Below are 14,351 nucleotides of genomic sequence, written 5' to 3'. Positions count from 1 at the left end.
GAGTGACTTGTACCCCGCTGTGTAATCCCTGAGTGTTTATTAAAGCAAGCCAGCTTGGTTAACTATTCAACCTCAGGACGGCTTTTAACACAAATTGCTGAGCAACTATTCAACATTCTGGCCCAAGTCTGAGATAATGGATGATTGTGCATTCAACGCACTCACGTATTTTATGGCACCTGCTCGTCAAGCTTGACCTTTGCGTCATAAGTTTATACAGCAGTTGCTCACCCTTCCTTGCTTCTTTAGTTGCCCTTTCGGAGCAGTTTGAGGAAGCCTGACAGTCCACAAGGAGATTTTTGGCATGAGCTACATTTACGAGACAATGTATATTTTGCGTCCTGACTTGGGCGAAGAGCTAACCGATCAGGCAATCAGCAAGTATCAGAATATTTTACGGGAGCAAGGTGCCGAGCTACTGGAAACTCAGCATCGTGGTAAGCGCCGCCTCGCCTACGAAATCAAAAAACAGCGTGAGGGTGTTTACGTGCAAATGAACTACAGCGGCCCCGGTGGCGCGATCGCAGTTCTAGAGAGAGCCATGCGTCTGAGCGAAGAAGTAGTTCGCTACCTCACCGTTAAGCAAGAAGTGACAAATGAAGCAGCTCCCGCTGAAGAAGCTGAAGCGTAGTAGTGACAGATTTAGCAGCTTATACCCACCTAAGCTGAGAGCCTAATCATCAAATCGGGTTCAAGTCATAAATAAAGACTGGAGAGTTGGACATCATTGACTCTCTAGTCTTTTCCCATATCTACCCAAGCTTTGAATTAGACTGGCTATAAGGCAGTCGCTAATGTCTCTAGATCACTGAGTAGGCCGATGAAGCTTTCCAAAAAAAATTTAGATCAAAAGCTAGATCACGTTTATGACGTCATCATCGTCGGAGGCGGGGTAGGTGGCCTTTCCGCAGCAATCTACTTACAACGCTATCGCCTCTCTTGTCTGGTGATTGAGAAAGGCCGAGGTCGCTCCTTCTGGATGCAAGACCTCCGCAATTACTTAGGTTTGCCACCCACCACACCAGGCAGAACATTGCTACAGCAAGGGCAAGAGCACCTGCTATCTCTAGAAGGTGATTACTTAGCGGGTTACGTTGAAGACCTTCAGGATGAAGGCGACACCTTTGCCGTCAAAGTTAAGGTTGGCAAGAAAGACAGCGTCTACCCCGTATTTCGTTCCAAGTACCTGATTGCTGCGAGCGGCATTATTGACCATTTGCCCAAATTTGAAGACATGCAGAATGTATTTGACTACGCGGGCTACAACCTGCACGTCTGTATGATTTGCGATGGCTACGAAATGGCTGATAAGAAATGTGGTCTCTTCGTCGCTTCAGAAGCGGCCATCAACACCGCTTTTGTCTTAAATTGGTTTACTCCCTACATCAGCGTCTTTACGCAGGGCTTGTTTGACGTGAGTCCAGAAATGCGTCAGAAACTTCAAGAGCATGGCTACCCTTTGATTGAAACTCCCATTCAACGCTTTCTGGGACATGACCACGAAATGAATGGAGTTGAGTTGTCTGATGGTTCAGTGCTTGAACTTGAGACAGGACTGATTGCGATGGGTTCCCATTACCAAAGTGAGTACCTGAAAAACTTGGATTTGGAGTGGAACGGTGGCAATCTCAAAACTGACTCCATGTGCCGCACTACCCACCCTCGCGTTTTTGCCGTGGGGGACTTAAAGGAAGGATTGAATCAGGTGTCAATTGCGGTCGCAGATGGTACATTAGCTGCAACAGCAATTTGGCGAGACATTCGGCGGCAGTCGAGTCCTCGTATTTGGCAAGACAACTTAGTTGGAGCTGCAAAAACGTGACCCCGATGGATACAGGCAATTTTCAAGAAGTGCAAGCAGAAGTGGCTCATCTGCGTGAAGAATTGCAGATGAGAGACCAACTGGTGCAGCAGTTGTCTCAAGAACTGTTCCGGTTGGTAAAGGGCAATACAGGCTTTATGCCTAGCCCGGAGGCCTCTGAGCGTCATATGACTGAGATTCGGGCCTTACGTGAGCAATTACAGGGTGTAGAGCAGCAAGTTACGTTCTACCAAGAACAGATCACATCACGGGATACAGAGATTTATCAGTTACGGCAGTCGGTGCAAGAGCTGACCGATCGCAGCCGTATGTTGGAGCAAGTGGTGCAGGAACTCCCGCGAGTTTACCGAGAAAAGTTTGCTGAGCGCATTGCTCCTGTGAAGGAAAAGCTGGCGATGCTGCAACGAGAAAACCGCCAACTTCACGCTGAGTTGCAAAGCGTCAGCTATCGCTTAGCAGTGCGAACTCGTCGTGCCTCCGGTTTGGATTTGCCTAGCTTTCCTCGACCAGGTTCTGCTACTTTGCCCAACTTTGGCTAATGCATGAGGTTGTGATTGTAGTAGATGCTGAAATTGATGCGTCTAGGCAATCAGTCACATCTCCGTCTACCACTGCAAGAATGGTTGCGGCCTTAAAGCAAGCCATTTTAGCTGAAGCGACAGGGTCATCTACAAGCCGATCTCATCTTGAAAACTCGGCTCAGTCTATTTCGGTCATTCACAACATTCAAGTTTGCTCAGTGACTCAGCTACTACATCTAGAAGCCATTGTTAATGCTTCGTTACCAGATGTAGGTGTGGGAGCTAAAAAATCTGAGTCTTTACTGTTGTGTCCGTTAACTCTTAATTTACCGAATACTTTTACTTGGGCAAGACAAACTATCTACCAGCAGTGCCGAGACGTTGACGGTTTACAGCAACTGGTAGAGCAGCAATTGGGATGCTCTATAGGACAAGGTTGCTATTGGCTACCTATTGTCTACACAAAAAAAGGCCCCCTTTATGGGGAGGCCATTACCCTAACGAACGAACAAGTTTTTGAGGAATCCTTAAATAATCCTCCACTTAGCTATTCTCAACCCTGCCATTTGTCTGATGCTTGGCGGCAACAACTCTATGAGTTAGGCTATCGGCTTTTGCAGATGTTATCCGCTCCTCCCGCTACCTACCTGCTCCAGTTTGGGTTTCAGGGGCGAGCAATTTGCTTTGATCGACTTTGGCCGTTTCCAGCCGCACCTGCGATCGCTAGCTTGGGTGTGCAAACTCCTGACCTATTTGCCTGCCATTGGCGCTGCCTCACAGGTCAACCCATCCTAGATTTAGTCGTGCCCGCTTCAGCCCGATACCAAATCTATAGCGGCGAACTGACTTAAGCTGCTACAGGCCCAGAAGTCTTAGACGGTGCTGCTTTTGCCGCCACTAACTTCATCAACGGGGGCAGTTCAGCAAATAAAGTTTCAATTTCTTCCACAATCTCGAAGACTTGGTCGAGCTGAGTGATTTCAAGGATCAGCTTCACCGAAGCCTGCAAATTACAAATAATCAGGCGGCAATTACACTCGTTTGCAGTGTTGAGTCCGGTAATTAATGCCACTAATCCAGAACTGTCAATAAATTCAACGTCAGTCAGATCGATTATCCAGCAGCTATGACGCTCGGATGCGATCGCCGCGATTTGGCGTTGTAGAGCTACACTACCCTCAAGGTCTAAACGGCCCTGAGGTTGAAGTACTACTGTTCTGCTTAGTTTTTGATCAGTCATAGTCCTAGCACGGTGAATGGCATCTGGAATGACAGAACTGCACTTGCAAGCAAGCATGGCTCTGGGACTTAAACCCTGAAACTATTACCTAGAAGGACAAGCGGAGAAACCTCAGCTATGTTTGTATGATTCCTAGAAAGGTATTAGCCTGCCCTCAATATAGAAGTCTCACTGTTAGAAGCTCAGTAATTTCCCGTAACTTTGCTGAATCTTCATCTCTATTTCCGGTTTGATGAAATTTTAGCCTTGAAGCTTTTGCCGCTAGCCTACGTAGCTGCCTCAGCATCTAATTGCTGGCTTACTAGGCTATCGGGACCACTGCTGAAGGATGTAAGTATAGAAGCGATCGCGATCAACTTGAGTCATCATGCGGATTTTGCGGCCTCTAGGAACAAGTTGGGTGCGGCCTTGGCTGGGTCCGGTGGTGGCGATCGCCGTTTCGACTTCTTGCAGCTCATAGAATTCTGGATGAGCCAGATAAGCTGTCGCGAGGACATCCCAGAAATAGTAATCCTGCGGAATCACTAAGGCATAGCATTGCCCGGCGAAGTCGGAGAGTCGATATTTACGTTGCTTGGCGAGACGGTGAGCAAACTCTGAGGTGACAGGCACTTGATTGGTGATGTCTAGGGAACACAGCACGATGGAAATATTGCTGCGCCAAACGCGATCGACAGCGAAGGGGTCCCAGTAAGCATTCCATTCGGCTGAGCCGTCCTGACCTGGTTCGATCGATTTCTCTACATTACCTGGCACCTTCACCGCGCCGCCCATCCAGACAATCTCCTTGATTTTGGCTTCGATGTCTGGGGCAGTATCTAGGGCGATCGCGACTGTAGTTAATGGCCCTGTGACCAACAGCGTTACTGGTTCTGGAGCTTCCCTCAGCGATCGCACCATAAAGTCCTGTCCTGACTCGGGTAGTAAAGGCGTTTGGATGGTTTCTGCCTCATTCAAAATGGGCAAGTGATCTACAACCCACGAATCTCGCCGATAGAGGCGGGGAAAGGGATTGATGCCTCGAACTGTACTGACTGCCACCGGAACTTCCTCTCGACCCGCTAGATCGATGATTTTGCGCGTAGCACTAACGGCAGGCTGAATGTAGCAATCGGCTGGTGTCACCACGACTCCTAGAGGGTGTAGGTGCCCCATCGTCATCAGTAGCAGCGTTGACAGATAATCATCAACGCCTCCATCGTGATCCAGCAAAACTAAGGGTTTAGACATCCTGGTTCTTAGTGGATAAACGACTCAACGATCGCTGATTTCTGTCTCATCGGTATTCTCTCCATCAGCATTCTCCGCATTGGCATTTTCTTCATCGGCATAAAAGCGATAGAAAACATAGCCATCTTCAAACGGACGCTCATCTAAGACGTGGTGAATCACGCCTTGATCGATCAAGCTCTGGCCTAGTTGAATCGCTGCCTCACGGGTACAGTTTTGGGTTTGCACAAACCATTCCACCGCTTCGGCTCCTGTGAAGCAGGCAGGATAAAGATTTAAGCGATAGCGACGGTCTTGAATTTTGAGTCCTTTTGGCCCTCGCATCGTTGTAATTAGGGCCTCCAGATCTGAGTGGTTGGAGTCGTCAAGGGCGAGCATGGTGACAGTAGCTCCAGCAAATCCATCGGGGGATTCAGGCAAAGTGGAAATGGGGCGATCGCCAGATTTATTTCCGTTTGATATTGATCGCTGGGGTTTCCAGGACGGGAACGGCGGTGGTTGCAACGAGGCCAACAACTGCTTGAGTTCGGGCGATCGCACATGCAGATCTCGCTGCGGAAACGGAATTTCAATCTCATTGCGGCGCAGAGAAGCTTCAATGCGGTAGTAAATATCGCTTTTGACTCGAAACTGTTTTTTCGGCTCTCCAGTCCACACCAGCAACTCAAAGTTCAAAGAATTGTCGCCAAAGCCTTGAAACCAAACTTCGGGCTGCGGTTTCACCAACACCTCGGGATGGCTCTTGGCCGCCTCCAAGAGCGCTGCCTGAACCTGCTCGATGTCTGAGCCGTAGGCAACTCCTACAGCCAGCTTCAATCGCGAAACTGGATCACCGTGACTCCAATTGATCACCTCACTCTCCAAGAAACGAGAGTTAGGCACAATAATCGTTACTTGGTCGAAGGTACTAATCTCTGTGCTCCGGGCTCCAATCCGTTTCACCGTGCCCAACAGCTCATTGACTTTAATCAGATCGCCGACTTGGATCGGTCGCTCTAACGTGATGATCAGACCACTGATGAAGTTGTTGGTGATGTTCTGAACGCCGAAGCCAATCCCCACCCCCAGGACGCTGGCCAGAATGGCTAAAGAACGGACATCTAAACCCCAGATTTGCAGCAGCACAATCAAGCCTAAGAAAGTCATGACGTACTGCGTTAAGACAGCGAGCAGTTCTTGCACTCGTGGTTCAGCGCCCGTCCGAGCGAGGACGTAGAACCGAAACAGGCGAGTTAGGCCGCTGACGGCAAACCACAATCCTGATGTAAAGGCTAGGAGCAACAACAGTTGCAGCGCTGAATAGTTACTCTCGCCTAAGCTGACCACAGGCACGGTCAAGAAGTTGAACAGACGATAGCGCCAACTGCGAGCTTCAGGAAAGAGATCTGTCACGTACCAGGCCACCGCAGTCCAAAGCCCTGCCTGCAAGCCGATTAAGGCTAAGTGCAGCAACAATTTAGCAGGCTGCTCCCAAGGATGGAGAGACGAAGCAGGATGCCCTAGATGCCGAGCTAACTGTCGGACTAAGAAACGTTCACCCACCCATAAAATTAGCTGGATGGCGATCGCGCCTAACAACACAACTGAGCTAAATACCAAGGCTTGCTGAAAATAAGCAGAACCACGCTCTAGCTGGCCTTGCCGTACTGCCGCCTCAATCAAACGACTCCAAAATCGGCCTTGACTGACTGGGTTCGTGCCTTGCAACACATCCCGCTCGGTGACGGTAAGCAAAGTGCGATCGTTGGGTTGGCTACGAATAATAGTTTGTTGATTTTCCTCGGCTACCTCAATCACGGCGGGTTGAGGAGAGCGCACTTCCTGCTCTAGCGCCGCATTGACGATCGCTGCCCGCTCTAAGGCAGTGAAATTGCCAAAATTACCAACTTGAAACAACACCCGACCATCGAGCACCACAGGGGATTGGGCAGCTCGGTTACTGGAGCTAGTCTGAGCCAACCCTGAGCTGGGGATGAATGTGAGCCAGAGCGTCAGCCAGCAGGTCAGCAACCCTAACCACAGCCAACCCCAGCGCCGTTGCACCCGCCGCGATCGCCCATCGTGCCATACGAGCCGTCGCCGCCATCCTTGCCACGCTCGTTGCAGCCTTGAGTCATGCGATCGCAGGCGGCAAAACGTAGGCTTCGGAGCAGTCATCAGAGAATCCTCACGAATTAGGAGCAGGACGAGTGGGGGCAGGGGTTTCTGGGACTTGAGGCCGCGATCGCTCTAGCAACGTGCTGACTAAGCCCCAAGCTCCTACTCCCATCAACAACAGCACAATACCGCCGATCAGCCAAATTACCATCGTGTTTTTGTGCAGAGCGCTGGGCTGTTGATCGAAATGAGTGCGCTCTCGGTTCAGGGCGGTGGCGTTGGGGTCACCTTCCCCCATGACCGTAGCGATAATTTTGTAGGGTCCGATGCGAATGGTATCTTTACTAGAAAATGGATGACTGCCGGGACGAATCGCCCGACCATTCAGAAAGGTACCGTTAGCACTGCGATCGGTGATATAAAGCTGAGAGTTCGCGACAGTGATCAGGGTGTGAAAGCGCGAAACTTCTTTGTGGGCTAACTCTAGATGGGAGATTGGTTTGTCGCCCAGATTTTCTGGCATTTGGTCCCGTTCTCGACCAATTGCGATCGGCGCAGCGAGCAATGGTTGCTGCACCTCTCCACTTGCTGTGTCTTCCCAAACTAGTTGTACATACACAGACTCATCAGTAGACATGGCACGCCTTCTAGCAGCTAGTTCCTACTACTTCACCACCTTGGATTTGTGGGGTTGTTGGACTAGGCAAAGGCCACCGCAAACAACCCAAATCAACAAAGCTAACGGGTGGAATACTACTTGATTACCGTCGGTATGATAAACCATCGAGCCTGAAATGCGCATTGGAACTGGAAAGCGATCATTGCCCAGTGGACTAAGCATGGGTAACTCGATTGAAACTTTTTCCGTAGAAAACTTTCAATTTACTAGCGGCAGGTTAGTAGCAACGACTTTGAGGCACAGGGCATAGCATGGGCTTAAATCTTTTACGGTTACTGCAATCACCGAACCCTGACAAACCCCTCGGCGGACGTTATAAAGTCCTGAGCAAGTTGGGAGCAGGAGGTTTTGGGCAGACGTTTCTGGCAGAAGATATGCATTTGCCCGACCATCCTTGCTGCGTGGTCAAGCAATTGAAACCTCAAGTCACCGATGCCAGCAGCCTGCAAACTGCCAGGCGCTTATTTGATACCGAGGCCAAAGTGCTTTACCAACTCGGTAGTCATGACCAAATTCCTCGGCTCATGGCTCACTTCGAGGAAGACCAAGAGTTTTATTTGGTGCAAGAGTTTATTGATGGGGCATCCCTTTCCGAGGAGCTAATTGCTGGACAGCCTTGGCCCGAAGCGCGAGTCTTGGCATTGTTGCAAGATATTTTGCACGCGCTTGCCTTTGTGCATGAGCAGCATGTGATCCACCGCGACATTAAGCCACCTAATCTGATGCGTCGCCGTCAGGATGGCAAAATCGTGCTGATTGATTTTGGTGCCGTGAAACAGGTGAGTACCCAAATTGTCACTGCGAAGTCTGGGCATACAAATCTCACCATTTCGATTGGCACTCAGGGCTACATGCCCAACGAGCAACTGGGCGGCAACCCTCGTTTCAGCAGCGACCTTTATGCAGTCGGGATGATCGGCATTCAGGCGCTCACAGGCGTTCATCCTCGACATCTCAGTGAAGACGTTAAAACTGGAGAAATCCAATGGCGCGACCGTGCTACTCATGCGACTCCTGAGTTAGCAGACCTTCTCGATCGCATGGTGCGGTACGACTTCCGGGCCCGCTACGCGACTGCAAGCGATGCCTTAGCTGCGTTACAAGCTTTACCTGCTGAATTATTAGCCGCGATCGCTGTCTCTGCCCCCAGCCCTAACCCGAGCGCTGAAAATACAGCAGATGTAGATACAGATTTAGATACAGTTGCCATCCCAGATCAATCGACACCCCCTACAGTCACCGCTCCTACCCTAGCTGTATCAGGTCCGCCTGCGAATCAGCCTGTTCATGCTGCGAGTAATCCGCTACCTTCGACTACAGCACTCCCAGAGACACAACCTTCTCCCTCGGCTAGAAGTTCCGTACCTACGGCTGTCTTACCGAGTGGCACCCAGAGCCAAAGCGTGAAGCCCAAAGCGATTTTGGCAGTTTTAGTGGCGATCGCTGCTACTTTCTTGGTTGCCAAAGCTTTATTTACCGCTAAGCCTGCTACACAGACCGCCTCTACTTCAGCCACCACCGCCCAACCTGATTCCTCTCCCTCCGCCAATCCCACTCCTGCTGCGACTCCAGTCCCCTCTGCTCCAGCCACCGCTCCTCAAGCTGCAGCCCCAACCCCTGCTGCGGCACCGATTCCTACCGCTCCCAGTGCCGCCCCCGCTCAACCTCCGATCGCCCCGCTCTTGGCACAAGCGGATGGTTTGCGCAGCGCCAATCAGCCAGAGAAAGCTTTGGCTCTGTATGACCAAGCAATCGCCCAAGACCCAACCAACGCCGCTGCCCAATGGGGTCGTTGCTACAGCTTGAACCGATTGCAGCGTCCCGGAGAAGCCATTACTGCTTGTGACAAAGCGCTAGCAAGTAATCCTAAATCTCCAGAAGCTTTGTGGAGTAAGGGTTATGCTCTAGATCAGCTCAAGCGCCATTCGGAAGCGATCGCCCTCTATGACCAAGCGATCGCCCTGAAACCCAACTTTGCAGAAGCTTGGAGCAACAAAGGATCGGCACTACTGCTCCTAGATCGGCCTGATGAAGCAGTTGCAGCCTATGACCAAGCCACCACGTTGAAACCTGACTTAGCTGAAGCTTGGAATAATCGCGGTGTAGCGCTTTGGAGCTTGCGGCGCTTTGATGAAGCGGTGACCTCGATTGATAAAGCCATCCAAATCAAGCCAGATTATCCAGACGCCATTCAAGTACGGCAAAAAATGCGACAAAAGTTAGGGCGCTAAACAAGCTAAATAAACAGGGGCACCTTTTCTCAAGACTATTTACTGGTACAAGTTGTTTAGGTATTCGTTATCCTGATTTAGAACCGACCTGAGCGGCAGGCTGGATGGTTAAGCCTATCCAAATATTCGTTTAGCTACTTTTAAAACTTATTTCATTAAACTTGATCTCATTCATGCGCACTAGTACAGAAATTTCTACAGAAATTGAGGAGAAGTTTGGATTTGTTCCACCTTTTTTCTCACCTGCGTTAGCAACTCCAGCAATCTTAGAAAACCTTTGGCAGCAAACTCTCGCAGCCTATATCGAAAATCCCTTACCCGCATTATTTAAGGAAAAACTTTCAGGTTATCTTTCCCGATTCTGTCCAGTTCCCTATTGCCTAATCTGCCACAGTTGCTCGCTTTATGCACTGGGTATGCAAGCGCCAGAAATTCTAGCTTTTCTCGAATTAGCGCCTCCCGACCAACAAGAGATCGATCGCCATCTCGAGCGGCTAGCGGCACAAGCAAACGTAGCGCAGCTTTTCTCAGAGTTGAGTTCAACTCTAAATGAGAGTCTGCTGTGCTGTGCCATCTTTATCGCGTTACAAGCAGACCGAGCCGAGGATTGCCGTCGAGAGCTGCGCCAACTTTTAGGCAATGAGAATTATCACTATCTTGTCACCTTCATTGCTTACATCAAGACTAGCCATGAATGGATGAAAGCTCACCCGGATGTCACCTATGAAGCTGACAGACGCTTTCAAGAAAATTTTGCGACTTTGGTTGAGCAAGAGCCTCGGCTAGCAGATTTTTTCAATACTTATTGGCTAAGAGTTCAGCAGGAGTTGTTAGGCGGGGCAGGCTGGATGCAACCCCAAGCAACCAACGCGGCGGAAGCAGATAGAGAGGCGGCAATGGCGATCGCCAATGTCAACTTTGCTCAGGCGATCAACTCTGCCTCGGATGGCATCTTATTGAGCGATCCTAACCAGAGCGATAATCCGATCATTTACACCAATCCTGCTTTCTCTCGAATTACGGGCTACTCCGCCACAGAAGCTTTGGGTCGTAACTGCCGCTTTTTGCAAGGCGAAGCTACTGACCCCAACACAGTCGCTCAGATTCGCCAGGCGATCGCACAACGCCGAGAGATCCAAACCACAATCCTGAACTACCGCAAAGATGGCCAGCCTTTCTGGAATCAACTCAGAATTTCTCCAGTGTGTACCAAGGGCGGTGAGCTACTTTACTTTGTTGGCCTCCAAACAGACATTACCGAGCGCGAGCAAACGGAAGAACAAATTCGCGAACATGCGTTGCTCTTTAACCATTCCCAGGATGCCATTCTGGTTTTAGATCTAGAAAACCGGATTCTCTTTTGGAACAGTGGTGCAACTCGCTTGTTTGGTTGGGCAGCCAATGAAGCGATCGGACATTACCTGGATGAATTGCTATTTGACGAACTGGGTCCAAGCCTCCAATCTGCTCAAAAAGCGGTGAATCAACAGGGAGAGTGGCAAGGTGAGTTGTGTCAACGCACAAAAGACGGCAGGCAGGTAACGGTTGAGAGTCGTTGGTCTTTAATTCGGCAAAACCAGATCCCTAAATCAATCTTGATCGTCAATACTGACATCACGCAGAGAAAACAAGCAGAGAATCAACGCTTACGGACTCAGCGCTTCGAGGGCATCAGCACCGTGACTAAGGGACTGGCCCATGATCTCAACAATGCGCTCGCACCCATTTTGATGGCAGTCCAACTGCTCTCCCAAAAGCTGCAAGATGAACAGAGCCAGCAACTCCTGGTGATGTTAGAGAAGAATGCCAAACGGAGTGCTAGTTTGCTGCAACAGGTACTAGATTTCGTCCGAGGAATTGAGGGTGAAAAGCGAACCATTGACGTGAACCAATTAATTTCAGGGGTTGAGCAAACTCTTAAACAACAGTTTCCCCGGAATATCCTAATTCGGACTAACCTAGCGGTTACAGACCTTTGGCTGATTACGGGAGACGCTGAGCAACTGCATCAAGCCCTAATCTGTCTCTGTGATAACGCTCAAGATGCCATGCCCAACGGCGGTATTCTCCGCCTAGTTGCAGACAACCTCTGGATTGATCCGAGCAATATTTGGGCGCACCCCGTCTCTAAGCCTGGTCCCTATGTAGTGATTACGGTGGCTGATACAGGGCTGGGGATTTCTGGAGAAAACCTCCACCGTATTTTTGACCCCTTCTTCACCACCAAAGCCTTTGGTCAAGGGACAGGCTTAGGGTTATCAACGGTAGTGGGCATTATCAAAGGGCATGGAGGAGCCGTGGATGTATCCAGTGCTATCGGCAAAGGGTCGCAATTCAAGGTGTATTTGCCTGGCATCCCTCGTCCTACCCCCGGCAATAATTCACCCTTACTCAGCACCGAAAGTAGCTTAATTTTGGTGGTTGAGGGCAATTCAGATGCTCGTGAGATGAGCAAAACCCTGCTGGAGAGTTGTGGTTATCAGGTTTTAACGGCAGGTGATGGCATTGAAGCGATCGCCCTTTACGCTCATCACTGGTCTGAGATTTGCTTAGTGGTAATCGACATGGCCGTTCCAGAACTTGATGGTCCCACCGTGATTCAGGCATTGCACAAGATCAACTCGCAGGTTTGGGTTGTTGTCAGCACTGACAAGCCTCTCCCTGATCTCGTCAGTACTGAGCTAAGAATCAATATTAAGGCCGTGCTCAATCAGCCATACACGCACGATGAACTGACGAACACGCTACAGACCATTTTTAGGCGCTAAGTGCCTTCCGATCTAAGTTTGGGTGCTTGCTGTAAATTACCTAGGTTGAACAAGAAGGGGACGTTATTCCCCTTGTCACCCATGACTAACACTTCAGGCATTTGAGAACCACCCTGCCGCCAAGCTTCGATCGCTTCTTTTTGAAGCACGAGCTGGCCTCCTTCGGCTTTGAGGGTTTCGGCTAGTAGGCGTTGGGCTTCCGCTCGGCCTCGCGCTCGGTTAATGTCTGCTTGGGCTTCTTGCTCGGCTTCTTGCGCCACATATACGGCTCGCTGTGCCCGTTGCTCCGCGATCTGCTTCTCCTCTACGGCTCTGGCAAACTCTGGTGAGAAGGTAAGATCTACCACGCTCGTATCGATCACCAAAATGCCGTACTTTTCCAATCGTTGACCCAGGGCTGTGTCGAAGTCTTCTTTGAGGTCATTGCGCTTGGTAATAGCTTCTTCGACTGTTCTTCTCGCTGCCGCAATCTTGAAGGATTCTTGAGTTTGGGGCGCAATGATTTTGGAGACAATGTTTGCCAAGGTGCCTTGCTTACGCCGAATCTCTACCACTTCGGCTGGATCAATCCGAAAGTTGATGGCAAAGCGAGCTGATAAGTCTTGCAGATCTCGCGTGGAGCTTTGGGCAGGCACTTCAAATTTCTGTACCGTTAAGTCGTAGATCGCCACTTGGGAAACCAGAGGCGGTTTGAAGTGCAATCCTTCTTCGAGTACCCCATCTTTGGCCTTGCCCAAAATGCTCAGTACTCCTGCTTCACCAGGATTGATAACAATAAAAGAATTGAAACTGACTAAGACTAAAACGGAAACGATAACCCCTAGCACCAGTGATTGCCAGGTTTGTAAATAGGAGCTTTTCAAAATTTTATTGGCTACGACCAGCCTTGAGTGCGATCGCCCCTATTATAGTGAGCCTCAAAAGATCCTGTGGATGACTCACTCCAGCAGTGACAACTAAGAAAATTCTGAGCGCTACAAATACTGACGTTCTTGAGCCAGCAACGCCTGTTTACGTTCTAAGCCCCAACGAAAACCACCCAGCGAACCATCACTTCGCACCACTCGATGGCATGGCACTACTAGCGCTACCGGATTAGTTGCACAAGCCCGCGCCACTGCCCGCACTGCTTGTGGTTGCCCCATCATTTCGGCCACTTGTGAGTAGGAGCGAGTGTCACCGTAGTTAATGGAACGCAGAATCTGCCAAACGCGCCACTGAAACGCTGTCGCTGGGATATCCAAAGGTAAATCTAGGCGCGGTTCCTGCCCTGCTAAGTGTCTCAGAAGTGATGAACTCCAAGCTTGTAAATTTGAATCATCTGCGTGAATGTTAGCCGCAGGAAAATCTTGGCGTAAGGCAGCTACCAGCTTCTCCTGGGAGTCACCCAGCGCAACGGAACACAGACCTTTTGGCGTGGCCGCAACCAGCAGTAACCCCAACGAGCAGGACGCAGTACTAAAGCACACTTGTGCTCCTTTACCCCAACGCTGGTCAGTTGCTGGAGTTAGGCCCAACTCCAAAGATGATTGTTCCTCTAGAACAGGAGTTAAACTGCAACCCGCATCAAAGCCTACATTTAACACTGATTCACCTGTTGGCAGTTTTATTAGCGATCGCCTTCCACAACTTGGCGATCACCCCTAATCATAGTTCTCCTCAAACAATTCCTGTAGCTTGCTCTATAGCTTTGCGATCGCCTTCACAAGAGCCAAAACAATAACCAAGCCTAGAACTCACGCTATAAACTCGGATTGAATAAA

At 50.0% G+C, this 14,351-nt stretch carries 13 protein-coding genes; 7 read left to right on the top strand and 6 right to left on the bottom strand.

The window, feature by feature from the left end:
- Positions 1–304: 304 nt before the first annotated feature.
- From rpsF to NDA01_RS22780, 4 genes are all read left to right on the top strand, one after another.
- On the top strand, positions 305–631 hold the full coding sequence (rpsF, locus tag NDA01_RS22795) for a 30S ribosomal protein S6 (RefSeq protein WP_348229770.1): 327 nt from the start codon (positions 305–307) through the stop codon (positions 629–631).
- A gap of 189 nt (positions 632–820) precedes the next feature.
- Entirely contained in the window at positions 821–1,822 is a 1,002-nt protein-coding gene (locus NDA01_RS22790) for an NAD(P)/FAD-dependent oxidoreductase (protein ID WP_348229769.1), read from the top strand.
- A gap of 5 nt (positions 1,823–1,827) precedes the next feature.
- Entirely contained in the window at positions 1,828–2,361 is a 534-nt protein-coding gene (locus NDA01_RS22785; protein ID WP_190436414.1) for an Npun_F5560 family protein, read from the top strand.
- Positions 2,361–3,194 (top strand): hypothetical protein, encoded by an 834-nt coding sequence (locus NDA01_RS22780; protein WP_348229768.1) that lies wholly within the window; start codon positions 2,361–2,363, stop codon positions 3,192–3,194. Before NDA01_RS22785 ends, NDA01_RS22780 begins: the two co-directional genes overlap by 1 nt.
- On the opposite strand, the gene NDA01_RS22775 is transcribed toward NDA01_RS22780, so the two are convergent.
- The 4 genes from NDA01_RS22775 to NDA01_RS22760 all read right to left on the bottom strand — a co-directional run bounded on the left by NDA01_RS22775 (position 3,191) and on the right by NDA01_RS22760 (position 7,547).
- Entirely contained in the window at positions 3,191–3,583 is a 393-nt protein-coding gene (locus NDA01_RS22775; protein ID WP_348229767.1) for an STAS domain-containing protein, read from the bottom strand. The two genes, NDA01_RS22780 and NDA01_RS22775, sit on opposite strands and share 4 nt — an antisense overlap.
- 306 nt (positions 3,584–3,889) lie before the next feature.
- A complete protein-coding gene (locus tag NDA01_RS22770; RefSeq protein WP_348229766.1) occupies positions 3,890–4,813 on the bottom strand; it encodes a nucleoside hydrolase in 924 nt (307 codons plus the stop codon).
- A gap of 24 nt (positions 4,814–4,837) precedes the next feature.
- On the bottom strand, positions 4,838–6,970 hold the full coding sequence (locus NDA01_RS22765) for a mechanosensitive ion channel domain-containing protein (protein ID WP_348229765.1): 2,133 nt from the start codon (positions 6,968–6,970) through the stop codon (positions 4,838–4,840).
- 10 nt (positions 6,971–6,980) lie between these two features.
- Positions 6,981–7,547 carry an FHA domain-containing protein gene (locus tag NDA01_RS22760; protein ID WP_190436330.1) on the bottom strand — a complete coding sequence of 189 codons (567 nt, stop codon included), beginning with the start codon at positions 7,545–7,547 and terminating at the stop codon, positions 6,981–6,983.
- Positions 7,548–7,840: 293 nt separating this feature from the next.
- On the opposite strand from NDA01_RS22760, the gene NDA01_RS22755 reads away from it, so the two are divergent.
- Together NDA01_RS22755 and NDA01_RS22750 are read left to right on the top strand one after the other, a co-directional pair.
- Positions 7,841–9,820, top strand: a complete 1,980-nt coding sequence (locus NDA01_RS22755; RefSeq protein ID WP_348229764.1) for a protein kinase domain-containing protein — start codon at positions 7,841–7,843, stop codon at positions 9,818–9,820.
- A 173-nt stretch (positions 9,821–9,993) separates the two neighbouring features.
- Complete coding sequence (locus NDA01_RS22750; protein ID WP_348229763.1) at positions 9,994–12,588, top strand: hybrid sensor histidine kinase/response regulator; 2,595 nt, start codon at positions 9,994–9,996, stop codon at positions 12,586–12,588.
- Here the strand turns inward: NDA01_RS22750 and NDA01_RS22745 are convergent.
- Both NDA01_RS22745 and NDA01_RS22740 read right to left on the bottom strand, forming a co-directional pair.
- Positions 12,585–13,451, bottom strand: coding sequence for a prohibitin family protein (locus NDA01_RS22745; protein WP_348229762.1), 867 nt, complete (start codon positions 13,449–13,451; stop codon positions 12,585–12,587). The two genes, NDA01_RS22750 and NDA01_RS22745, sit on opposite strands and share 4 nt — an antisense overlap.
- A 111-nt stretch (positions 13,452–13,562) precedes the next feature.
- Positions 13,563–14,057: a methylated-DNA--[protein]-cysteine S-methyltransferase gene (locus tag NDA01_RS22740; RefSeq protein ID WP_348229761.1), complete on the bottom strand. Its 495-nt coding sequence runs from the start codon at positions 14,055–14,057 to the stop codon at positions 13,563–13,565.
- A gap of 2 nt (positions 14,058–14,059) precedes the next feature.
- Here NDA01_RS22740 and NDA01_RS22735 point away from each other — a divergent pair, with 2 nt between their 5' ends.
- Entirely contained in the window at positions 14,060–14,311 is a 252-nt protein-coding gene (locus NDA01_RS22735; protein WP_348229760.1) for a hypothetical protein, read from the top strand.
- The last annotated feature ends 40 nt before the right edge of the window (positions 14,312–14,351 follow it).

The sequence above is a fragment of the Trichocoleus desertorum AS-A10 genome (genome assembly GCF_039962155.1).
Taxonomy (GTDB): Bacteria; Cyanobacteriota; Cyanobacteriia; order FACHB-46; family FACHB-46; genus Trichocoleus.
This window is presented reverse-complemented; position numbering and strand designations above follow the sequence as displayed.

What these genes read in the sequence shown, in the direction of transcription:
- rpsF (WP_348229770.1), top strand. Translation starts at nt 305, where the DNA reads ATGAGCTACATTTACGAGACAATGTATATTTTGCGTCCTGACTTGGGC.
- NDA01_RS22790 (WP_348229769.1), top strand. Translation starts at nt 821, where the DNA reads ATGAAGCTTTCCAAAAAAAATTTAGATCAAAAGCTAGATCACGTTTAT.
- NDA01_RS22785 (WP_190436414.1), top strand. Translation starts at nt 1,828, where the DNA reads ATGGATACAGGCAATTTTCAAGAAGTGCAAGCAGAAGTGGCTCATCTG.
- NDA01_RS22780 (WP_348229768.1), top strand. Translation starts at nt 2,361, where the DNA reads ATGCATGAGGTTGTGATTGTAGTAGATGCTGAAATTGATGCGTCTAGG.
- NDA01_RS22775 (WP_348229767.1), bottom strand. Translation starts at nt 3,583, where the DNA reads ATGACTGATCAAAAACTAAGCAGAACAGTAGTACTTCAACCTCAGGGC.
- NDA01_RS22770 (WP_348229766.1), bottom strand. Translation starts at nt 4,813, where the DNA reads ATGTCTAAACCCTTAGTTTTGCTGGATCACGATGGAGGCGTTGATGAT.
- NDA01_RS22765 (WP_348229765.1), bottom strand. Translation starts at nt 6,970, where the DNA reads ATGACTGCTCCGAAGCCTACGTTTTGCCGCCTGCGATCGCATGACTCA.
- NDA01_RS22760 (WP_190436330.1), bottom strand. Translation starts at nt 7,547, where the DNA reads ATGTCTACTGATGAGTCTGTGTATGTACAACTAGTTTGGGAAGACACA.
- NDA01_RS22755 (WP_348229764.1), top strand. Translation starts at nt 7,841, where the DNA reads ATGGGCTTAAATCTTTTACGGTTACTGCAATCACCGAACCCTGACAAA.
- NDA01_RS22750 (WP_348229763.1), top strand. Translation starts at nt 9,994, where the DNA reads ATGCGCACTAGTACAGAAATTTCTACAGAAATTGAGGAGAAGTTTGGA.